15 protein-coding genes and 1 pseudogene are annotated in these 23,547 nt (G+C 35.8%); 7 read left to right on the top strand and 9 right to left on the bottom strand.

Annotated features, from left to right (window positions below; genetic code table 11):
- Nucleotides 1-2: 2 nt before the first annotated feature.
- From pglZ to V6C11_RS02700, 3 genes are read left to right on the top strand one after another with little or no spacing between them, the layout of a single operon-like run.
- Nucleotides 3-2,141 carry a BREX-4 system phosphatase PglZ gene (gene pglZ, locus V6C11_RS02710; RefSeq protein ID WP_333529544.1) on the top strand — a complete coding sequence of 713 codons (2,139 nt, stop codon included), beginning with the start codon at nucleotides 3-5 and terminating at the stop codon, nucleotides 2,139-2,141.
- A gap of 18 nt (nucleotides 2,142-2,159) precedes the next feature.
- Nucleotides 2,160-3,623, top strand: coding sequence for a BREX system Lon protease-like protein BrxL (gene brxL / locus V6C11_RS02705; protein WP_333529543.1), 1,464 nt, complete (start codon nucleotides 2,160-2,162; stop codon nucleotides 3,621-3,623).
- Nucleotides 3,610-3,816: a hypothetical protein gene (locus V6C11_RS02700; protein WP_333529542.1), complete on the top strand. Its 207-nt coding sequence runs from the start codon at nucleotides 3,610-3,612 to the stop codon at nucleotides 3,814-3,816. Before brxL ends, V6C11_RS02700 begins: the two co-directional genes overlap by 14 nt.
- A 674-nt stretch (nucleotides 3,817-4,490) precedes the next feature.
- Here V6C11_RS02700 and V6C11_RS02695 read toward each other — a convergent pair.
- From V6C11_RS02695 to V6C11_RS02670, 6 genes are all read right to left on the bottom strand, one after another.
- A complete protein-coding gene (locus V6C11_RS02695; RefSeq protein ID WP_333529541.1) occupies nucleotides 4,491-5,240 on the bottom strand; it encodes a hypothetical protein in 750 nt (249 codons plus the stop codon).
- An 80-nt stretch (nucleotides 5,241-5,320) separates the two neighbouring features.
- Nucleotides 5,321-5,812 carry a hypothetical protein gene (locus tag V6C11_RS02690; protein ID WP_333529540.1) on the bottom strand — a complete coding sequence of 164 codons (492 nt, stop codon included), beginning with the start codon at nucleotides 5,810-5,812 and terminating at the stop codon, nucleotides 5,321-5,323.
- 641 nt (nucleotides 5,813-6,453) lie between these two features.
- Nucleotides 6,454-8,436, bottom strand: coding sequence for a hypothetical protein (locus V6C11_RS02685; protein ID WP_333529539.1), 1,983 nt, complete (start codon nucleotides 8,434-8,436; stop codon nucleotides 6,454-6,456).
- 40 nt (nucleotides 8,437-8,476) lie between these two features.
- Nucleotides 8,477-10,849: a S8 family peptidase gene (locus tag V6C11_RS02680; protein WP_333529538.1), complete on the bottom strand. Its 2,373-nt coding sequence runs from the start codon at nucleotides 10,847-10,849 to the stop codon at nucleotides 8,477-8,479.
- Entirely contained in the window at nucleotides 10,839-11,951 is a 1,113-nt protein-coding gene (locus tag V6C11_RS02675; RefSeq protein ID WP_333529537.1) for an AAA family ATPase, read from the bottom strand. The genes V6C11_RS02680 and V6C11_RS02675 overlap by 11 nt, the downstream gene beginning before the upstream one ends.
- A 203-nt stretch (nucleotides 11,952-12,154) precedes the next feature.
- Nucleotides 12,155-14,704 carry a DEAD/DEAH box helicase family protein gene (locus V6C11_RS02670; RefSeq protein WP_333529536.1) on the bottom strand — a complete coding sequence of 850 codons (2,550 nt, stop codon included), beginning with the start codon at nucleotides 14,702-14,704 and terminating at the stop codon, nucleotides 12,155-12,157.
- A gap of 314 nt (nucleotides 14,705-15,018) precedes the next feature.
- Here V6C11_RS02670 and V6C11_RS02665 point away from each other — a divergent pair, with 314 nt between their 5' ends.
- The 4 genes from V6C11_RS02665 to V6C11_RS02650 all read left to right on the top strand — a co-directional run bounded on the left by V6C11_RS02665 (nucleotide 15,019) and on the right by V6C11_RS02650 (nucleotide 21,212).
- Nucleotides 15,019-16,839, top strand: a complete 1,821-nt coding sequence (locus V6C11_RS02665; protein ID WP_333529535.1) for a TniQ family protein — start codon at nucleotides 15,019-15,021, stop codon at nucleotides 16,837-16,839.
- A 379-nt stretch (nucleotides 16,840-17,218) separates the two neighbouring features.
- On the top strand, nucleotides 17,219-17,878 hold the full coding sequence (locus tag V6C11_RS02660; RefSeq protein WP_333529534.1) for a TnsA endonuclease N-terminal domain-containing protein: 660 nt from the start codon (nucleotides 17,219-17,221) through the stop codon (nucleotides 17,876-17,878).
- Nucleotides 17,878-20,094 carry a DDE-type integrase/transposase/recombinase gene (locus tag V6C11_RS02655; protein ID WP_333529533.1) on the top strand — a complete coding sequence of 739 codons (2,217 nt, stop codon included), beginning with the start codon at nucleotides 17,878-17,880 and terminating at the stop codon, nucleotides 20,092-20,094. Before V6C11_RS02660 ends, V6C11_RS02655 begins: the two co-directional genes overlap by 1 nt.
- Nucleotides 20,095-20,111: 17 nt before the next feature.
- Nucleotides 20,112-21,212: a TniB family NTP-binding protein gene (locus tag V6C11_RS02650; RefSeq protein WP_333529532.1), complete on the top strand. Its 1,101-nt coding sequence runs from the start codon at nucleotides 20,112-20,114 to the stop codon at nucleotides 21,210-21,212.
- On the opposite strand, the gene V6C11_RS02645 is transcribed toward V6C11_RS02650, so the two are convergent.
- The 3 genes and pseudogenes from V6C11_RS02645 to V6C11_RS02635 form a co-directional block, all read right to left on the bottom strand.
- A complete protein-coding gene (locus tag V6C11_RS02645) occupies nucleotides 21,209-22,435 on the bottom strand; it encodes a TniQ family protein (protein WP_333529531.1) in 1,227 nt (408 codons plus the stop codon). The genes V6C11_RS02650 and V6C11_RS02645 overlap by 4 nt on opposite strands.
- A 163-nt stretch (nucleotides 22,436-22,598) precedes the next feature.
- A pseudogene (locus V6C11_RS02640) lies at nucleotides 22,599-23,117 on the bottom strand (ATP-binding protein).
- Between the two features lie 123 nt (nucleotides 23,118-23,240).
- Nucleotides 23,241-23,547 (bottom strand): ATP-binding protein (locus tag V6C11_RS02635; protein ID WP_333529530.1); only part of this gene is annotated, 307 nt, incomplete at its 5' end.

Here is a 23,547-nt window from a genome sequence, read left to right as displayed (position 1 = left end):
CCGTGAAAACTGTTTCAGCGGAATCAGCTCTCGCAAAAGTTCATAAGTATTTGACAAGCAATGTTGTTACGCCGTTCTTTGTAGTCGTTGACGACAGCATAGAATATTCTACTATAATCACCGGTCTTGAATCGCTGACTAAAATGCGTGCAAGCAAATATTGTGCCAATAATGATGCTTACCCTGATATTGACGCTCTTTGCGATAAGCTTCCCGCTGTTACCGGGAACACGCTTCTGCTCGGATGTGGAGAAAGTACCTCACTTGGTGACAATGAAAATATCCTAGGGAAACTTAAAGACTTGAATGTTGCGGCAAAAGTCGTTGTTGTTTGCCGTGGAATTCGTGGGGCAGTAATAAATCTTTGCAAAGATGATAAGAAGTTTAGCAGCAGAAGGGTGTGCTTTTTGAAATCAGGGTCGCCCTACGAAATCATCAAATTTCCATCCGCCCTTGGCGTTTGCGCTATAGAGGGTTTTACGGAACTGCTCTTGCAATTGGAGAATGGTGCAAGTGGAACGCTGTTCATTAAAACCGCTTTGAAGCTCAAAGGCGTTCGAGAGGTATGTACGGCGTATGATGCTATTTTGCAAGTTAACCCTATTTTTAACTTGCCAAAGACTTGCCTACCAGACAACCTTTGGGCAGAATTCCTTGCCGACAAAAATCTTGATGGATTCGACTATCTACATTGGCGAACCTATATTAAGTTGAAACTTGAATCGACACAGGACAGATACCTTAAATATGTGGTAGACACATCTTTCGATTATGACGCATATAAAAGAAGGGTTTTTTATGCGCTGTTGGATTACTCCGTGTGCGATGAGGATTTTCATATAGTATATACTACAAGAAAAGCACTACTTAAAGATGTGAAGAACAGCGACATTGCTGGCTACATTGCTGAAACAAAGGTAAAAGACGATGAACGATTTTATTATTTGACTGACAATACTTCTGCAGAGCGGCAAGCTATAATCGAGAGCCTTGACGGGATGACTACTATTCCCCACTCCATTAAAGATATCTACCCTACCTTACATGAATATCTCCAAGACTTCGCATTTTCTGGGAAGAAAGGGAAGCTGCTGACCGATTACTTTTCAGATTATAAACACATGAAACTGACCAATAGAATTACGCCGGATTTTTACGAGCAAGTTCTTAGTTTGGCCGTTGATGGAAGTCGTGCATATAACAGTTTGAAAACGCGTGGTGAGGTTCTGGACAGTCTTGGCAAAGCAAATACGATATTATATTGGATTGACGCTCTTGGTGCGGAATATCTTGGTTATATTCAAAGCCGAGCAAACTACCTCGAATTGAAGATAAAGGTTTACACAGTCCGTGCTAATCTACCGACCATTACATCTTTTAACAGCGATTTCTATGAGGCTTGGAACGGAGATAAGACACAGACAAAAAAGCTAGATAAAATAAAGCACGATGGAGAGCAGGACTTCAACTATCAAACAATAAAGACTCCAGTCCACCTTGCCGAGGAACTCCGCATTATTGATTCAGCCTTAGAGTGGGTAAAAACAATGCTTACAGGAGAAAAGGCCGACAAGGTAATAATTATCTCGGACCATGGAGCCAGTCGCCTTGCTGTAATCAATGAGCAAGAATGCAAATGGGAAATGTCAAAAAAAGGAAGGCATTCTGGGCGTTGTTGTCCTAGCAGTGATGCAGATGTTAAATCCGAGTACGCCACTCAAGAGAACGGATTTTGGGTTCTGGCTAATTACGATCGGTTTAAAGGCGGTCGTAAGGCAAACGTTGAAGTCCATGGTGGGGCTAGTCTCGAAGAAGTAGTTATTCCACTTATTGAGGTAGAGTTGTTCGACAGCAAGATTGAGGTAAGCAATACTACACCGGTAACTACTGCAAGTTACAAAAAGAACGCTGAAATTGTACTGTTCAGCAGGAGTCCATTAAAAAGCGTGTCTGTTAAGGTACTTGGAAAGCAGTATTCCGCTGAAGCGATCGGTAATAATAAGCATAAAATTGTTTTCCCCGATATAAAGCTTCCGGGAAAATACACCACAGAAGTATTTGAGGGTGATAATCTAATCGGGCAAGTGGAATTCGAAATCCAGCGTGAAAGCGTAAAGACGAATGACGCTGATTGGTTTTAACGGAGGGAGAGCACCATTATGATAGATAGACTAAGAAACTGTTTTGACGAGATGGTAGTCTATAAGGATTTAAAGAAAAGCAACTTCTTCTCGGCATTAAGTCTTCCTTCGTTTATGCGTGATTGGCTTCTTCACCGTTTTGAGGATGAGTTTGGTTCGTTCAATGAGGATGAATTAGTGTCATTTGTCCGCGAGTATATTCCTCGCAAAGAAGATTGGACAGCCATAAAAAACCGCATTATTAAGGAAAATGAACGAGTGAAGTTACTGGCGAAGATTTCTGTGGATATTGACATCCGTACAGGCGAGGTGTCATTTGCATTGCCCGATTTCGGTTTGACAGCAAAGCAAACCATTATTGAAGACTTGGTTTGGGATTCTTGTAAGCAGGAACTCATCAAAGGGCGAGACGCATGGGGTATGCTTGAACTAGGCTATCGTCCGCCTAATGACAGTGTTACTCCTAAGTTACCTGGGAAAATTCGTCTTGTCAATTTTAAGAACTTCTGTCCTTACTCAATAGACCTTGATTACTATAAGGATGTTCGTGGTGAATTCACAACTGCCGAGTGGATTGATGTCCTCCTTGGCGCGGTAGATTATAACGCAAGCGGTTATAAAAGCGAAGAACAAAAGATGACAATGCTGACACGCCTTTTGCCATTTACGGAAAAACGTCTAAATCTAATTGAGCTAGCACCAAAGGGTACAGGGAAATCATATCTTTTCGGACGTGTAAGTCGTTTTGGCTGGCTCTCGAGCGGCGGTGTTATGAGTCGTGCCAAAATGTTCTATGACATTTCCAAACGTACAGAAGGACTTGTGGCAGGGAATGACTTTATTACCCTTGATGAAGTCCAAACAATATCTTTTACGGATGTAGATGAGATGCGGGCTGCGTTAAAAGGCTATCTTGAATCGGGCGTATTCACCGTTGGCAATTATGAGGGCGTAGCCGATGCAGGGGTTATTCTTTGTGGCAATATCTCAAAACAAACAATGGACAACGACGGAACGACAAATATGTTTAAGGAACTGCCAGCTGTGTTTCACGAATCAGCTCTGATAGAGCGTTTCCACGGTTTTATCAAAGGCTGGCACATTCCGCGTATGAACGACGACCTGAAAATATCAGGGTGGGCATTGAACTCAGAGTATTTTTGCGCCATACTTCACGAGCTTCGGAGCGATACCACCTATCGAGCCGTAGTTGACAAGTTAGTAAATGTACCCGCAGCAGCTGATACCCGCGACACAGAGGCTGTCAAGCGAATCGCTACCGCATATTTGAAACTGCTGTTCCCGAATGTGCGAAAAGCGGAAGACATATCTGCCCGCGACTTCAACCGCTATTGTTTACGACGCGCCTGTACAATGCGCTCTACTATCAAAATGCAGTTGGGAATACTCGACTCGGAGTATCGCGGCAAGGACATACCGCAATTCACAGTGAATGAGGTGAACAGCAGTGAAACAAGCTAATAAGATGGACTGCTTTGCCTGTGGAAAAAAGCTGTTATCTAAAGATGAAATCGGTCTAAACAAGAAAATGCTCGGACGAAAAATAAAGCAATTCTATTGTTTGGACTGTTTTGCTGAGTACCTTGATGTTAGCACAGAAGAACTGCTAGCAAAAATAGAGGAGTTTAAAGAGCAGGGATGTACTTTGTTTTAAAGAGGTAATACAGTGATTTATACCAATAATGCACTACGGCCAAAATATTAGATACGAATTTTGCGAAAATACTTCCGTTTTGCAAGAGCAGTACGGCAATGTTTCCAGTCAATACTCCCTCGGGGCGAAAGCGAAACGTACCATCGAACAGGCACGCAGGTTGGTTGCGTCGGCTATCGGTCACAAACGAATGACACAAAATTTTGTACACTCCCGATGGTTCAATTCAGGGATGGTACGAAATGGTAATACAATTGCATGATTTACTTATTTAATTGCTATACAACATTTAGTTACTGTTCAAACCAACAGAATCTCCTTACTCCGCAATGAAGCTCCTCCAGTATTCTGAAGGGGCTTCTCAATAGGACTTTTGTTAATGATACCCATGCAAATACCCCAGCAATTTCTAGTGGGTAAGCACTCACAAAATATGGATAATATGAACATTTATTTTCTAATTCAAATCGTAGTTTATAGAAAAGTTGAACCCTTTCAGGTTAATTCAAATATTCTTGTGCACACTCTTTCGCGTTGCAGCTTCTCTAATACCTTTCTCTGCTGTACCTGAACTTGGATTGTAAGCATGGAAAATCACCTTCGTATAACGTGAAAATAGGGTGTGTCATACATCATTTCTGTTTTTTTGTTGATAGCTCTATACTATCAAATACTTACTCGTCTTCAGTATAACTACCGCCTATCGTCTCCATAAAAATTACGCGGAACGGAGCGTCAAGCGTTGCGCATACCAACTCAGCCCACACTTTAGCTGTAAGAGAATCTCCTTTGACGCACCATACTTTATAGTGTTCATCACGCATATCAGTGTGTTTATTAATTGGAATCCCTGTCCGCTTCACAGCGTCATCGTACTTACCCACGAATACATCCCTACGATATTGATTCGCTGAAAAATCGATATGTGAAAACGCCTCACGTGACGGATAATATGTTCCGTGGATGTAGTTAGTGATAACGATATCCTCGTCATCTGCGAATATCGCTGGGTTCCACAGTTGCTCAACATTCAGATGATATAATTCCAGCCCATCATCATCCCAACTCTTTTTGATATAGACGAGAATCTTGTGACCGGTTTCGAGGTCGAAATGCACAATAACCTCCTCTTTACCGTCCGCGACCTGTCGAGAGATATTACTGAAATCCAAAGTTATCCCGCGCCATTTTTGGGAGTCCGTACTTGCTGTACTTACCTTCCGTGAGTATGGTACAGCGAGATTTTCATCGCACCGCATGAACAACTTTACAGGAGGTTGTATGTCTTTAATTATCTGGACAGTTCGAGGCACTTGGTCGTTAGCTCCCCCGATTGAAGTATCGAGGAAAATGTTGTAGAGGTAATATGTATCGTTTAACTTGAACCCTTGCCTCTCAAAACCGGCGCCTGTTACATCATACAAACCGTAATCGTCTGAGCCGTTTAGTAATCTCTCTCGACTAACTATTTCATTTATATCGTTAATTTTGTACGTGCGTTGTTCTATGAGCATGCATATAAAAGCGCTGAGGAGGCGATCATATCAAAATCAAAATTATCCGTGTAACTGATTTTGCCTTCGCCGGCATCATAAGCGGCATCCCACTGGCTCAGCTTGCAGTCGCTGTTGACCGTGACAATCCCTCCCGATATAGCTAAAAACAACCGATTCCCGTTTGCGGGATTTTTGGGATTATCGGTGTCTAGCCTAAAGCAGAACTGTAGTATTTCCTCTGTATCAATATTTGTGCTTTTGAGAATGGCGAGGAATGTGGCAGCCGCGTTTTGCACTGGCAACGGTAAAGGCTGGCGTGGATTAAAAAGCCGAAACACTGGGGTTGGCCAGTATTTTAGGAACATGTTAGGATATCCGATATTAAACACGCCGCCATGCGGCGCTTTTTTCATCGACCACAGATAATAATTGACTCTCCAGAACTCCGGAGTTGCGATCACGTCACGGATAAAGGACTTTAATTTATCGGATAGATTCACTTCGTTATTCCTCCTATAATACTTGAGGGTTTCTGGAACTGTTTTACCGCGCCTCATTCTGTCCCCTATAACCAAGTAATCAAAATTAAGGTATTCAAGTTCAGTTTCACAGTCCCTCCATCTGACTACTCCGATAATAACTATTTAGTTACATCACATTCTATCCTAATCCCCTTCCATAATTATCCTAATGGGTATATGGATTTTGCGAAGTTCAATCTGTCCATTGTAACTACAAAAATAAGAATTCCACGCAACAGGAGTGGCACTGATGAAAAAGAGTTAGTTATTTTCAGGATAGACAAAATGAGAATCTGTTTTATCCGAAATATTATTCTTTCTAAGGTTGTTGTGGGTTCTCATAAAGTTCTGGACTGGTTCAACGATAAATCAAGTGTTCACCGACCTTATTCTCATAAAGTTTCGGACTGGGCAGAAAGCAAATATCAAGAAACAGCCTTAAATATCGCAATGATCTGGACTGGCCCTATTCTATTATTAATAATAGCGTAATACAAATATATTATGTTTCTTAATTGCAGAAGCCTATCTTGCATGTTTATGCAGTTAAGTTTCCTAATTTATGATTGTTTTTGTCTTGTCATTCTAACACCTTATCCCTCGCCAGAAAACTCCGGGGCTTATTTCTTTAAATCATAAAAATCGTCAATAGTTCTAGAGGCCTTTTTTCTATGTAGATTTATTTTATTAATAGGTACTATTTCATCTTCAACCTTGGTAAACGCTTTCTGAAATCCTATTTGCCATGGACTTTCAATAAAATTTAATAATTTATTAGTAGTTAGTTTGCCTTGATATACACCTTTCATTTTTGGTGGCATAACTTGTCTAATTGGTTCTCCGTTTTTGAAAAATGTCGGTAACCTTTTATACAGTAAAGTAGATAAAATTGTATAATCAGTAATTATGACTTCATCTTTATATAATTTTCCAGGAAGTTTACAAGAATATATTAATATTTTGTAAATGTGTCGTGGCTTCCAGTCATTAGGAAGGTCATATTTTCTTTTCTTATTAAGTTCTTCTGAAAGAATATCAATATGGGAACTATAAAACTCACTAATCCTATTTATCTGATTAACATCTTCCGGTATTTTTCGATTGTAGAAATCATATCTTTTTCTTTGCGTAGAAGGTTGAATAGTGTGTTTACACTCACATAAAAACAAGTCCTTTCCTAATATAAATGCAACATCACACTGATATTCTTCATTTTCAAATTGCCTTTTAACACTTACTGCCGGAATTTGATTCTTATTTAGGTCATCTAATACCCGATCTTCAAAGCAATACCCCTTAAAATCAAGGCTAAAATTTTCCTTTGAAGCCAAAGACATAAGCGCCAAAGAGTCCTGAATATAACTGGCATATGAAGGAATAGTAACTATTTTTTCACCAAATTCAATAAGTGGTGAATCAAACCAATCTATTGAGTTCTTTTTAAACCTCAGTTTATTAAAAATAATTTCAGCACTCTTTTTATCTATACCAAAAGTCAAGAATTTATCTATCCACTCATCCTTAGAAGAAACGTATAGCCATTCATTTGGTTTATTTAAATCGGGAAACATTTTTTTATTTATAAATTCTCTATTAACATGCCTTATTATTGAATAAGCTCTTAACCATTTTGCTATTTCTATGTTGCAGACTTTGTAACTTAGATTATCACTTGAAAAATACTCCAAGTATTCTTTGTAAGATGATTCTTCTTGATTATCAAGAAAAGCTTTTGGTGCGAGGTAATTACACTCTTTAATTTTATCTTTATTAGAACTTTCACTGAACATTATAGAATGTCTAAAAGATTGAAATCTTTGAATTTCAATCTTTTGATTAACCAAGTCTTTAATTTTTTGGGGAATTATCCTTATATTATTTTCGTCTAGCTTTTCTAACTTATAATTACCAAATTTCCAATCTTCGAATGTATCGAATAAAACATTTCTAATGTCTATCAATGGAAAATGCATCATTGATTGATTTAAAAATTCCCAATCAATCTCTTCTTCAAATGTACAACAAACAAATTTATTGTTTTTATAAAGATAGCCATAAAAAAGAAAGGCTTGTACAACTCTACTTGCCTGCTGAAATAAATAATCAACTGCATCAGTAAACTGGTTCGCGGATAACTCCGCAACCCCTTTGATTTCTCCGTCAATTCTTTTCTGAAGTTCTACTTTACCATAGTGATCTCTATTTTTTCCTTTATTAAACCTAAAATCATTCAAAGCCCGTATATATACTTCAAAAGCAATAAGAAAAGCAAAGATTTTCTTTTCATCTGGAACTTCAGTCACTTTTTCAAATTGATCCTTTGAGTAGAAGTCATGAAATAATTGATTCCATAAAGTAATTTCAAATTCATATTCATGAACCAATTGCTCCTTCATCTGATTTGATGCTTTGCAAATAATTAATGGGCGCAATTCTAAGAAATTTTTATATGATCTTGAACCTGGATACGCATCTACACCAAAGCCATTGCCTTTTAATGCAAAGATAATTTCCTCAATTGAATATTTCTCTAGAAAGGAGTTTATCTTATCAGTTTTACTTTTTAATGCATCTAAAAATTCATAGAAAGCGATACTTTTCAATAGCTCATCTCCTACAATACGGTTGGTTTAACTATATATATTAGTAGCTATTAACAAGTACATCAATGGTTTGTTTCAGCTTAATATTTCGATGAATAAAGTTATTACTCTCCAGCAATGCAGACACTTCGTTATATACAGGTTTTTCCCCAAAGGGATCTCGTATAGTTAAAACAATACAGAACTCCTGAGATAAGTCATCTCTTTCAATGATAGCTTTCTTTTCTATATAGTCACGATATAAGCCCGTCACTTTGAGGAACCAATTCTTAGGTGATTTAGAATATTTATCTTTATTACTAGGGGTTAATTCAGACAGATCTATACCATATTTTTTATTTGGATAGTACTTATCTCCATATTGAACTAACATTTTTTCTGTTAATGCAAACCTTTCCGCTATTTCAGCTGGCTTTTTCTTACTGTAATTTGAAGAATTCAATAAATTTTGTCCACCATCTCTGCCTATTGGATTACGTATTGTCTTTTTAGTCATATCTCTTCTAGTTTTACTGTCATAGGTACCAAATTTGACATCGATGTTGGACTGACAATACTCAGGTCCTTGTCCACTTTCTAATATTGGATTACTTACAACCGTTAAGAGTATTTGTCCATAATAATAGTCTTGTTTGTCAATTAAACAACTAGGGTACGGAAAATCTAATATTTCTATGAATTCCCCTTTATTAAGGGTATCTCTTAATACAACAGTTATTTCATTGGGGTCATTATATAGTATTGAACTGGCATTACTAGTTATTCCAAAACCTAATTGGTTAATCTTTTCGTTAATTGGTAAAATAGCTTCTCTTGGGTATTTGGCAGAATGTAGTATTAAAGCCTTAATCAAGACAGAATCAAAATCTTCTTCCATTTTATTATATAAGTCGGCAGCAATTGCCGAGAGTCTCGGTGTTGAAAAACTCGTCCCTATATTTCTTTTAATTTGCCCATCTATTCCTAAAGAAGTAACCCCATTAGGAACTACTTTACCGTTACTAAAGCCGCAGTTCCCCCCATAATGTACAAGCTCAGGTTTAATTATATAAGCAGGACCTGGACCAACTCTACTAAAGGGGGATAATTGATTGTATTGCGCAATATCATTAGCATTCTGTGAATGAGCTATAGAACCGACTGTTAAACAACGGACACTATCAGCCCCTTTAGCAATTCTACTATTAGGAATCTGATTTATAAAGTTTTTACAGTTTCCTGCAGATTTAAAAATAAGTACATCATTTTCATCCTGTATATTATCTAAGGCAATCCCAAAATCTGAGAATTCATCAAGTTTAGCTTCGGTTTGACTACCCAAGGACATATTCCAAATCTTTATTTTATTACGATACTTCTGAATTACTTCCCTTATGTTATCCACTAAATCAGCTTCACTAACTTGCTCCTTGGTAAGATCCGGTATTACCGTAGCATCAAATAACCAACAACCGCGAAGTCCTGTATATTCAACTCCTTCAAATATGTCGCCTAGACAAATTACTCCTGCTACAAAGGTTCCATGGGAGCGATCGACGTATTCTTCCGGATAACTGGTATTGCTTCCAACAACCCACGGAGCTAGTTGTGGTATTTTTGCAATCCCTGAATCTAATATACCCACTGTAGGATAATCTATATTTTTATCTGGAGATATTAACGGAAATTGTGTATCGCTAAAAAAATGATCCTGACTAACCTCCAACAAGGGCATTGGTTCTATTGATAAGATAGCCGAAAAATCTTGAATCTTTTGAGTTAACTCTAAAGAATCAGTAGATATTACATGTACCTTTAGATTATCACTGTATTTCACTGTTTTTAACAAACTACAATTTAAGTTGTCTGATAATAATTTCTTAAAAGTTTCTAGAACATATTTATTTATTTGATAATTATTGAAGTCAATTAACTTAACCTTATAAAGATAATTATCCTCCTTCTTTGTGGGAGGTGTATCGTCTATAATTGGTTCAAAGATCTTAATCTCTTCTATAGCCGAAATAGCCTTTGCGTTGATTTCATATTCATCTATTCTCTCAAGAATTTTAGGTATTTCTTTAATATTATCAATCCTAACATAAAGTTCCTGGTTATCCGAAAAACCAATGATATTGTCCTTCTTCTTAGAATGAAATAATTGAGAAATATCATTCCTATGTGATTTTGCAACAGCATCATCTATTACTTTGGCTTTAATAACTGTTGGTATGTTTTTGTATTTCTCAAATTTATTCTCGATTTTCTTGTATGCATATACCATATCGTCTATCAACAATTCCGATTTTGTTTTCAGAGGCGCTCCTCTTAACACCCACTTTGGAATGTTTTCATTACCCCCAGGCTCGGTTAACCTTTCATCAACATCTAGTCTTTTCTCAAAAATTTTTATAGGTAAATTTTTATCCTTCATTTTTATCTACCTCATTATTTGTATACTTTCTTACTTGCCTGATAGAGATACCTAACACCTTTGATATATCCGATTGAATTACTCCATGTTCATTTAAAAACAATGCAATCGGTATGTCCTGTTCGTTATATCCTCTAAATAGGTAAACTTGATATAAAAAAAGAGGGTAAGTAACCAATTTCATTTCTTTAATAATTGATAATTTAATAGTGTTATAGCAAATTGTCTTGATCTCTGCTGGGGATAAGCCTTGCAGGGAGTTTGTTAATTTTTTAAGTTTTTTTGCATCGTCCTTAAAATCATAATCAACTGAATTTAAAAATAGCCTTATTAGTTCACTAATTTCGCTTTCTGATGGCTTAGGTACTTCGATTACAGTAGTAAACCTTCTCCATATAGCTGGGTCAAGTAATTTTTCATGATTTGTGGCAGCTATTAGTATATTGTTTTCATTGAAATCGTCTATGTTCTGTAAGAGGCTATTGACTACTCTTTTTAATTCCCCAACTTCATTATCATCATTTCTAGCTTTTGCAATCGCATCAAACTCATCTAAGAACAGAATGCAAGGTCTTTCCTTTGCATATTGAAAAATGTTGCGAATGTTCTTTGCAGTATTCCCTAGTAAAGATGATACAAGTCCATCAAGTCGTGCTGTTATTAACGGTAACCCAGTTTGCGCTGATATATATTTAGCAATACTAGTTTTACCGCACCCAGGGGGTCCAAACAATAATAAAGATTCTGGTGAATTGATTCCTAATGCTAAAAATTTGTTTCTGTGTTTTAGAGAATCAACAAAATTATCTACCTTAACCTTAATAATTCCGGATAGAATAATTTCATCCTGATGAGTCTCTGAGTAAAATACATCCACCATTTCTAGCCTAGAATCCTTATCAATTGGCTTAGACATAAATTCATCTAGATATACTGGATGTACTGTTTTCTTATTAATAAGATTCTCTATTCTAGCAGCTAGGTTCTCTTCACCCTCGGAGCGAAGTTTGTTTGAAAGTAATAGAGCATAGCTTTGTACTTTATCCCGATTTTTATCTAATCCACCTTCAATAATTTTTAGGACTTCTGTATGCATTAACATGATGCTCACTCCTCTTTGGATAGATTTTAACATAAACTAAATATTTTTGCACGCTCTATACAGATTTTATCACATTATTGCCAGAAAAAATTACGCAGTTTATAAATTCTTAATAACTAATTTGTCGATAGTATCGTCTATCAACAATCATAAAAAGAAAAGCCACCCCACTATAGAATAAATCAGTTGGGTGGTTTTCAATCTTAATCTTGATTACTTTTTCTCATTGGTCTATTTGGTAAAGAATTAAAAATATCTTTATCCGTTAATTTAGCTTCTGTAAGATTTTTTTCTAAATCCTTAGCAAATGTTGCAGGCGTGGATTCTCTCCATGTATCTCTTAACAAATTTCTCACTCGTGAGGCTAGGCTGAGTATTTCATCTGGTAGCCAAATATTAAGCTCTTCTGAAGTACTAGCAGCAGGAGCTGCTTCAATATCTGGTCCAGCAATCATTAGCTTCCATTCTATCTCTGGGTTATCCGGATATTCTTCTTTAATCCAATTTAGATGAACTAGGCTTTGGCCAACTTCCTTCTTTGAATATGGGGTCTTTCCTGTCTTATCTTCCTTACTTTCAATCATAATTGCAATCTTGTCAGATAGCCAGAAGTTATCTGGCCCTCTTCCTATACCGGAATCTTTATCAGGTCTATTGCTCTGAAATCCAAGATAACAACCTAACCATTTTAAAGTATCCTCATATAAATTGGAGGACACTTTCTCAGCTACAAATAATGGGGCGAGACGCTCATCCATTTGTGAAAACGCCCCATAATTTATTTCTCCCCTCTCAGTTAACAACTTAATTATTCGCCCTACCGGTGATTCTTGATCAGGTATAAGAACTGAGCTTACTACATTATGTATTTCTTTTGGGATTACTCCTAAAGATTTAAAGCTTTTCGCTGCTCTATTAAAATATATCTCAGCTGTTTTTGTGTTCCCAATTTTTAAATAGCAATACCCAATCCAATGGCAATGCCATGCGGCTAACCCCTTATCTGTAATAAAAAGTTTCGCTAAATTCTCTTCTAGCGCGTTAGCAGCTTTTAGATAATCCCTGTTCCATAATTTCTCAATAAATTTCCTTTCTTCCAATGCAACACTAACCATGTCAATTTCTTTATTAGAATCATCAACTGCAGTAAAATTATTACTAAAATTTTTCACTTCATCCTGGTGTAAGTCTATCCAACCCTTATCCCTAGAGAGCACCGAGTGTATGAATTCACCTAATCCTTTATTACCATTTAACCCTTCGGTTATCCTTTCTCCTAAATCTAATTGTGCTTGAATAAATAATGGTATTTTACTACGATTATCACTCCTTGTAATCCAATCCGCAAGATCATTACCCATAAGGAATACTAACCCGTAGTCATCATTTCCCCTTGAAATTCTACCTAAAGATTGGACAATTCTTGAAGCAATTGTACCCTGCAAAGATTTAGTTTCCCCAAGATTATTCCATTGGAACTTTTCAATAAGACCTGTCCCGGATGGCAGCCCATCCATTACTAAAATACGACATGCCTCATTCGGGAAGTCCATTCCTTCAAATCTAGCAGGAGCTACCAGAATACCTTCTCTGGCATTTTTAAATTGTATTACTCTGTCCGAAAAATCTTCACTTGAAAATTTCAGTTCATACTCTCGCCATCGTTTTGCTCTTCTTTCACTATTTGGAATTACTAATACTTTTTTTGTTTTACTGTAATCCGCTATAAATTCAAATAATTCGTCTTCACCCAAATACTTATTATTATACGAAGTAATTATCAATCTTTCAGATTCACCTGCCCGTGTCTTAGGGGCAATTTTATTAGAAGGTTTAAATCCAAAAGTCCTAACAAAACCAGGTTCATCCTGAATAGTAGCTGACAAAAAGATTTTTCTAGTCCTTTTGTTCATAAAGTTTAAAATCTGTAGTGGTGGTAGAAATGGCGTGATTTCAACAGAGTATGAGGTAATTAATACCGCACATAAATCCAAATGGTCCCTAAGGTAATCCCAAGAAAATTTGGTAGACTTCTTTTCATGTACTCCTTCATGAACAAGCACATCCGTTACTTTTTTATAAATATCTTGCCAAACAAAAAAAGGAATAAGTAATATACTAGGATCATTTTTTTGATTAACGACTTGATCAAATAGTTGAAAGGCATGAATACCTTTAAAATATTCTTTTACTGACGAAACAATTGTAGCATATGTTTCTGGATATTCCTGTTCTTTAAGGGTGATTGTAAACTGATCCCTTATAACATGTGATGCTACATGAGCATCATCAAAAATTAGTGCGTTTATTTTTTCATATGTAAACCTACTTTTACCATTAAAAAGTGCTTGGTAAGTAGTAATGCATATTACCTCTCCTTTATTAAAATCCACTTCGTTTATAAACATACTATTATAATAAGTTGCAACCTTTAGTCCTATTGATTCGGCCATTTCCGCAGTTTGTTTTACTAACTGTATAGAGCCACAAAGGTAAAAAACTTTTCCATTAGTTTCATTAACTATAGATTGCCCTTGGAGTAACCCAATAATTGTTTTTCCTCCACCGGTATTCAAATTAACTATTGAATGAGCTTCTTCACGTGACTCGTGCCATTCTTGTAATGCTAAAAACTGCCCCCTCCAGAGATCATTTAAACCGCCACTTAAGGCCAAACCATCGTAAATATTCATAGGATTTATTTCTCGAGGTTCCACAGGCTTTCTTCTAAATTTATTAAAATCTATAGTCATTAGATATACCCCTTCCAATTAATAATTAATGACTAAAACTATATTATAATTTAACTTCTCAGATTTTTGCCTATTCAACAGGTCCGTTTCTTCCAGTCTAGTTTTGTGGAATGCTAATATTTGAATACCACTTAAATCTTGCCTAATATATCTAGTTATTATTTAATGAAGATCCCTGTTTTTCCTTTAAACAAAGACAAATAATTCTAAATTTTGGTTATTATATTTAAATAATTGAGTATTCATATGTAGCCTAAAATGTCTACTATATCAGGTTCAAATTTATGCCAAATACTTTTTCGGAGAGTTTCAGATTGATAAACAATAAACTTCTTCTTATCAAACCTAACCCCTACCACGGCGAATCATTAACTAGCTTCATTCAAAGAGTATCTGAGCTTAATGGTCTTAACCCCCATTTTTTATGGCGTACATATTTAAATGGATCTCATTATCCTCAATCACAAGTGTCATCAATTATTAATACTGTACCGGAAACAATCTTTAATATTTTAGCCTTTCAGGAGACGGTAGGAATTAATCAAGATAGGCTTGAAAATCTAACCTTTCTACCAGCTCTTAGAAAGATTTACGGACATGACAAATCTGCTTTAGATCTTTCTTCTCAAAGAATCATGAGTAGTATACTTGCTTCAAACCTAAGGTATTGCCCAAAATGCATAGAAGAAAATTGTTATTATCGTTTAATCTGGCAAGTTAAGGAACTAGATATATGCCTTCATCACAAATTAAAACTTGTCGAGAACTGTCCTTACTGCCAAAAGCAAATACCTTTTCTTGCTCCTGATAGCATTGTGGGGATTTGCCCACATTGCCAGTGTAATCTTATTTGCCAAAGTAGTACTCCTATTTACTCAGAAGCGACATATTTTCGTGCCTCTGAGGATTGGAGCTTTTTATTGACTTCTGATATAAAATCAATTGTGCATGGAGATCATATTGATCCTAAGCAATACCTTGCCCTTAAGTTATTATTTATTATCTCTGGTAAAGCTAATACTTTTAATAAACAACATATAGTAAATCTACATCTCCCTTGTTCTTTAAGTGTATTGCTACAAAGTGCAAGAGGGACATGTTCTATTAAAAGATTCACTCACTTGGGAATAATTCTTTCTATTCTACGATGCCAAAACGTTTCATTAGAGGAGTTCTCTTCAATAAAACTCCCAGAGTCCTTTCTTAATTCTTTACTAACGCACACCCCTCTGCTAAAGGACCAGTACTCCTGTATAGCTCCTTGGTGTACTTCTTTTAGGAAGCCAGGTAGCCTTAAGAGAACTGCAACATCAACAAAACAGTTAGAAGATGGGACAAAGCTAAATTACTATCTTTATTGTCATAGTTGTGGAACGGAATATGCGATAGACACTCAAACAAATGAGTTGGTAGAAAGAGGATATTTCATAAAACTTGCTTGGAACAAAGTTAGACATCTTATTCTTGAAGGTAAAGGGAAAAGGGATATAGCCTTTCAGCTTGGCATATCTCTAGATCAATCATTAAGGTGCCTTGTTTACTTAATATCAAACAACCTAATACCACGGCATTATTTTAACTTTTTAATCCCTAATATACCGCAGCCACAAATTGTAGATCGGTTTTTATTGGCCATTAAAAATAGCGACAGAATTAAAGATCTTAAAAAAATCCTTAACTTACCCTACACTGAATTTCTTTATTATTGGTATCTTCCAAATGTACAAGTTGCATGGTTATCAACGCCAGGAAAGGCTAAAAAGAAGCAACTTACTAAGCAATGGATAAAAGAATTCCCTGAAGCCATCAAGCAATTAATAAATAAAGAAGAACCTATTACTATAGATAAAGTGAGTAAAATCTTAGGAGTAAACCATGAAACCCTAAGATCTCATGGTTTATTACCTCAAATCGCAGCCGCAAAAAAACATCAGAGCGATTTGCAAAAAGTGAAACGTGGTGAAATGTTAATAAATAAGGTAGAAGAATTTATCAGAGAATGTAAGCAAAACGGTACTGCTATCACCAGTGATATGCTTTATAAAAATCTTAAGGTGAGAAGAACCGTTTTAGTACGAACACATCCTGAAATCACCAAATACATACATACAATTTTAAAAAGTCAGCAAATTTAATTCTTTAACCTATTTACAATTGTTAATAGGTTTGATACTTTTAATGTATGGAAAGTACTAATAACATTAAGGAACAAATTCTTACATCCAAAGAAACTCAAGAAATACTAGGTATATCTAGAGCTCGTCTATGCCAATTAGTAAAAGCACAAAAACTGAAGCAAATAAAAAAAGGCTTATTCCTTTTAGAGGATGTATTATCACGAAGAGATAAACAGAAAGAACTGAGAGCTAAATTTTACAGGCCTAAAAATGATAGGTGAGGTTAGGTGGACTTATGTTTACTTTAAATCTTGCAGAAATAACAAAGAAGAGGGCACTACCTGACAAGGGGTTAGTGCCCTCTTCTTTATTTAATTAATAAAAGGTAGGGATTTTTATGGAATTTACACCATGCCGCAAAGTAGTTCGAAGAAAAGGAAACATAAAAAGAGTGGGTTATTTCCCCAGTATGAGATTAAATAGATTAGTAGAATTTGAATCTCTTTTGGAATGTGATTACATCCATCTATTGGAGTTTGATAAATGTGGAGTTGTAAGTTTCTGTGAACAACCGGTAGAAATAGAATATATAGAAAATGGGAAAACCAAGCACTATTACCCTGATTTTGCCGTGGAACTCCCCGAGGATAAAATAGAAATTGTAGAGATTAAGCCTTCAAGAAAACTCAATGATCCTAAATTATATCCTAAGATTTTAGCTGCACAAAATTACTGTGAATCCATGGGCTATGAATACCTTATGGTAACTGAAAAACAATTTGACCCAGTAACCCTAAGAAACATCAAAATATTATTTAGCTATAGAAACATTAACGTAACGGCTTCACAAAAACTCCTTATTAGGCAAACAATTGGTGTAAAGGAAACAGTCAATGTTCATACTTTAGCAGAAAGAATTAGTTTGCAAATTGGCAGTTATCAAGATGCATTAGTAATAATTTATAGTCTTTTGTATCATCAGTACTTGTCATTTGATATATCCCAGCCACTTTCATCTGAAAGTATAATACGTTTACCTTCTAAGGAGGTTCTTTAATGTTTAGAGTTCAGGTAGAAGTTGGTATTCGTTTTAAGTTAAATGAAAAAATATATAGGATTTTAAAAGTTTATGAAAATCGTGATGTGCAGGTTAGAGATGAAAAATACCAGGATGTAATAATTTTTACAGAAATAGAATTAAGACAACAACTAGATTCCGGAAGTTTAGTTTTCGAAAGTAAGGGTAAAAATTACTCCCCTGATTTAGAAACTGGTATTAAATTCAATTCTGATTTTGGCGATTTATCGTCTAGCGTAAATCCTAAATATATTAAAGCAGCCAAATTCCGTTTAAAAGTAATTGAACCACTGTTAAACATTGAAAATCGTACTAAATCCACTGTGAGTAATCGAGTTATGGAAGTTAATAGTCTTTTATCTGATCAATATAGTGATTTTCATAATATGTACTCATCCGTTTGTAATAGTATTAGTTGTTCTTCAGTTTACCAGTGGATAAAAGATTATACTAATAGCGGAAGAGATTTTACTTCTCTTATTCCTTCCTATCATCGTTCGGGAGGGAAAAACAAAAGTAGAATGAATCAAAAGGTACTCCTATTTATTGATGAAATTATCAACAAATATTATAAAGACCAGCTTCGATTAACAAAAGACGATATTTACTACGAAGTAATACATAGGATAGAGGAGCACTTCTTGGTAACTGGAAAAAAAATCCACCATCCCTCATATCCCACTATTGCACGAATAATAAACACCATCCCAGAAGCAGAACTAGTCCTAAAAAGGCATGGAAAAAAACAAGCAAAAGAAACTTTTGATAAAGTCGGGGCCGGTGTTCAAGTTGAAAGAATCTTAGAGCGTGTTGAAATTGACCATAGCCCTATAGACTTGTTAGTTCCCGATGAAAACAATAAATTGAGACGTCCCTATATTACAGCTGCTATTGATAAGTTTAGTAGAATGATTTTAGGGTTTTGCATTAGTTTTGAGCCACCATCTTATTCTACTGTAATGCAGTGCTTACGTCACGTGTTAATGGACAAGAGTTATATTAAAGAAAAGTACCCCTCCATTGAAAATGAGTGGCATGCTTATGGTGTACCGAAAGTAATCATCGTTGATAATGGCGCTGAATTTCATGGTAATGCATTGAAGGATGCCTGTGAGCAATTAGATATCTTAATATACTATGCACCAAGGAGAACACCCGAGTGGAAGGCTTCTATAGAACGATATTTTAGAAGTTTTCAAAGTGGTTTAATTCATAAAATGCCTGGGACTACTCGATCTAACGTTCAGGATTTGGGTGAAATAGACCCTTCCAAACATGCCTGTATAGACATGTCACTACTTCTAGAATTAATTCATAAATGGATTGTTGATGTATATTCCAGACGGGTTAATAGAGGGGCAAAAGGTGTCCCTAGCTTAGTATGGGATCATAACGTGAAGATTTATCCACCTGCATGGTTAAACAGTACCCATGATATCCCAATTCTTCTAGGTTATGTTACGGAAAGAGTGATCCGTGATAAAGGTGTGGAACTAGACTGCCTTTATTACAATTCCACAGAATTAAACAAACTCCTATGTTCATTCACTAGACAAAATAATGGATATAACCAAGGTTTTAAAATTAAATGGGATCCGCTAGATATTTCTCATATCTATTTGTACGACCACATAATTAGTAAGAGGTGGTTAAAGATTCCTGCAGTTGATCAAGACTATAGCAAAGGTCTTACCTCATGGGAACACAAACTTGCAAGAAAAATTTCCAGAGAAATGTTTTGTAAAGTTGATGAAATCTCTTTAGCTCGTGCTAAGCACTATATCTTACAAAAAGGCCGCGATCCTATTGATAAAAGTTATGATGCTAGTTGTAATATATCCCAGGCGAAAAAGCAAGGCTCCAAAGAAATATTGAATAATACAATTAACACTACTAGTGCTAATGAAAGCTACCCAGAAAGTCCGGTTATCATGATAAAAGAAAGTGATACCCATATTTCCTCTAGTATTTCCAACATAGGGTTTAGTCCCGATTTGAGATTACTAGAGGAAAGTAAGATTAATAATGTTATTGAAATATCAAGCTCTGTGAAAGAAAAAACAAAATGTTCTAAAAAGTCTTCTTCAACAAAAAAGGAACATAAGACACCTCAATTAAGGAGTTCTAGAAAATGGAACGACTCAGATAATATGGTCATAGATAATGATGATTTTGATGTGACTTACGATTTTTAATTTAAGGTGGTATTTAGATGTCTCCGAAAAATGCGCATATCACCAAAGAACTTGGCCAAAAGAAAGTTCCCCTAAGGGATAGAATTGAATTAGATAAGTTAACTGTAGACCAACGTTTTAAATATGTTAAAAATTTGGTAGTCTGGCACCCTAAAATGAAACAACTATATGATGAAATTAGAAAGGTCCACCATAACTTGCTTTCTAATGATGAACCCGATTGCATGTCTCTATTTGGTCCAACAAGAGTGGGCAAATCCACTATTGCAAATCAATACTTTAAAAAACATCCTAGTTTTGATATTGAAGATAAAATACTATCACCCTGGACTAATAATTTTTCAGTTGCAGAGGTCACTAAAATACCTGTCTTATATATAAGACAAATCGATGTCCCTGCTTCTATTGGTTCTATAATAAACTCTTTTTTAAAAAGTATGGGCCAGCCCCTCCCGTTTACAGATCGTAAACTATATCTACAAACAACAAAACTTAAACAACTATTAGTACATTGTGGAACTCAATTAATAATTTTGGATGAGGTTCAGCATTTTGTTGATAGGAATAAAAAAAGACTCTTGTCTGATTCTGCAGACTGGCTGAAAGGACTAATTATAGATACCAAAATACCAATAGTACTCATGGGAACTCTTGAAGCAGAAAAAATTTTTACTAATGACCAACTTGAAGGGCGTTTTAAAAATAATCAAAAGCTTTTCCCTTTTAACTGTCATGAACAGAATGACAGAATTAACTTTCGTAAACTTCTCAAAACAATCGATGACAGTTTACCACTAAAGTGTGAATCAGGCCTTACTAATGATGATACATGGGAACGAATATATCTTGCAACTGAAGGTAAGGTTGGTTTAGTGATAGATTTTATAAAAAGGTCTGTTCTTTTAGCGTTTAAGCTAGGGGCAGAATCGTTAGATCATAATATTCTGAGTAAAATTTATCTAGATCATTACTCTACATTTTCTTATTGTGAGTCTAATCCCTTTTCACCTACATTTAATATTGAAAAATCTTTTGAACTAGATATTAAAAAAAGGTCGTACTCAAATACCTACGGGATGAAAACTAATAATAGAGGAAATAAGTCAAAAGAACTTTAATAATATATTTTAAACCTATCATAATTTCTTGTATTTTGTTTTTTTATTTTCAGAGTCCTGCAATATAGACCTTTTCCTTTGTAAGGTATAAATTCCTCTTGATACGTATCGTATATTCTATTACCAAAGTCATCATAACGTTGCCAAATCCATCTTAGATTCCTTAACATAATTTCATTATGACAATTTTGAAAGTCCTTAATAACAAATTCATATGGCAATAAGTTTAGATTTCTATAGATAAAATTTAAAACTTCGACAAAGTTATCTCTATAATGATCGCTTCCTTCTTCCAGATATCGAGAGAAATATTTAGGCCAATTCTCAATTATATTGAAGGATTTGGCATAGATTGCAGCTATATCTTTCTGACTTAAAATGTTCTTTTTATATTTTTGGGTTTCTGTTTTAGCCCGAATAATATTATGACCTTTTTTTCTATTAAAACTAATAGAGAAAGAAGGTGTAGGGTAATTTAGCAATAAATCAGTGAATTTTGTCATAAACCAGAGTAATTCCGAAAAACTAATCTTTGAAAAAGGACTGTCCTTTTGTTTATAAAACTTCTTATCAATGCATCCATTCTGTAACCCCATGTTTATAACTTCTTGTATCATAAAAACTTTTTTATTTTTTACTTCTGTAGTTTTAATAGTTATAATATCCTGACCGCATCTACATAAACCACTCATAACTTCTGTAAGACTTAATTTGCGATTACAATTAGTACATGTATCAATTAAATAAACTCTATGTTTAAGGCATACTGCACAAGGCCTAAGAAACCAATTTATTGGTAAATAATGGTCCTCCTTTAAGCAAAATGGACAAAATTTAATACTATTTAAACATAGATATTCTTTTATTTGTTTATCTTGGCTGAGAATCTTAACTGACAAATTTCTATTAATGAAATTACGAATTGATAACTTTTCTAGTTCAGTTTCTCCAATTTCTAGTAGAATAGCAAGATGATTTAACAATTTCTCCTTCTCAAATATACTTACCTCAAACCCACCCTTTATTGTACTAATAATATCCTTAGGGTCACTAAAATTCACTTCTCCCAGTCTATAACAAAAACTTATTAAGCTCTCATTTGGATGAGGGTGTAATCTAACTAATAGTTTAGTCATATTATTATCTATCCCTCCTACAGCTAATTGAACTAAAAGTAATATATAATAAAGGCTGGCAAAAAAGCCAGCCTTTATTATCAGCAAAATAAGTTATCCTCTTGTTAAAGCAAATGCCGGTTTCAAGATGTGTATTCCGATCAAATAAGACCACCTTCGCGGGCAAAGAGGGCCACCTTGACGGTAAGTGAAGGCCACTATCACGGTCGTCAAGGCCACCCTCTTTACACAGCGTTAGTTAATCAAATTACTATGTTTGATTCGGCATCTTAGTGGCCGTTGCTTTCAAACCATGTCTTTCGCGCATAGAGACTTGTCCATCAATAATAATCTCAAAAGCATTATGAATGATACGGTCAATGATTGCTTCGGAGATCGGCCCCTCATTGGACGGGCTGATGCGTTCATACCAGCCTTTAGGAGCATATTGAGCGCAGAGAATCAGAGAACCACGGTGAATTCTAGCTTCAATGATCTCTAAGAGGTCATAGGATTCTTGCTAGGTGAGACAACGAATGAGCCATTCGTCAACAATAAGCAAATCGGGTTTTTGGTAAGATTTGATCGCCTTTCGGAAAGTCCCTAGTCCTTTTGCCACATTCAACTCGGTCAGTAACTCTGGCATTCGAATGTAACGCACACTTTTGAATTTTCGACAGGCAGCAATTCCTAGGGCGCAAGCAATCCATGTCTTTCCGTTACCGGAGGCTCCTTCTAAAATTAGATGATGTCCTTGGTCAATGTAAGAACAGGTGGACAAGCGCAGCATCTGGATCTTATTGAATATTCCGGGGTGGCAGAGCCACCCTTTCTTCTCATATAGGGCCGACTGTTCCGTTATGGAGAGCCGGTAAGTTGATGGTGGGAGCCACCCCAGGTGGCTCCCTTGGGTTTAACTCGATATGATCCGTTTGCGCTGCCGCATAGATACATCCCCAGCTATCTTCATTGTATATGCGGATGGAATGATGCGGTCAAGGATGGAATCGGCAAGGGCACTGCCACCCAGTCTCTCGTGCCAACCTTCGGGAACAAATTGGGATGAGAATATGGTGGATGTCTGCCCACATCTGTATTCCATAATTTCAAGAAGATCGCGCTGCTCCTGCTCCGATGCTGGGATGAGTAGAAATTCATCAAGGATCACAAGCGCATATTTCTGATATTGCTTCATGACCTGTTGATACTTTCCCTGTATC

The organism is Desulfotomaculum sp. 1211_IL3151 (assembly GCF_036763075.1).
GTDB lineage: Bacteria > Bacillota > Desulfotomaculia > Desulfotomaculales > Desulfotomaculaceae > Desulfotomaculum.
Note: the sequence above shows the minus strand (reverse complement) of the source record. Positions and strands in the feature narration are given on the sequence as shown.

Bases quoted from the DNA above. Each gene is read 5' to 3' on its own strand.
- V6C11_RS02660 (WP_333529534.1), top strand. From the start codon at position 17,219: ATGGAATTTACACCATGCCGCAAAGTAGTTCGAAGAAAAGGAAACATA.
- V6C11_RS02650 (WP_333529532.1), top strand. From the start codon at position 20,112: ATGTCTCCGAAAAATGCGCATATCACCAAAGAACTTGGCCAAAAGAAA.
- V6C11_RS02675 (WP_333529537.1), bottom strand. From the start codon at position 11,951: ATGTTAATGCATACAGAAGTCCTAAAAATTATTGAAGGTGGATTAGAT.
- brxL (WP_333529543.1), top strand. From the start codon at position 2,160: ATGATAGATAGACTAAGAAACTGTTTTGACGAGATGGTAGTCTATAAG.
- V6C11_RS02670 (WP_333529536.1), bottom strand. From the start codon at position 14,704: ATGACTATAGATTTTAATAAATTTAGAAGAAAGCCTGTGGAACCTCGA.
- V6C11_RS02655 (WP_333529533.1), top strand. From the start codon at position 17,878: ATGTTTAGAGTTCAGGTAGAAGTTGGTATTCGTTTTAAGTTAAATGAA.
- V6C11_RS02680 (WP_333529538.1), bottom strand. From the start codon at position 10,849: ATGAAGGATAAAAATTTACCTATAAAAATTTTTGAGAAAAGACTAGAT.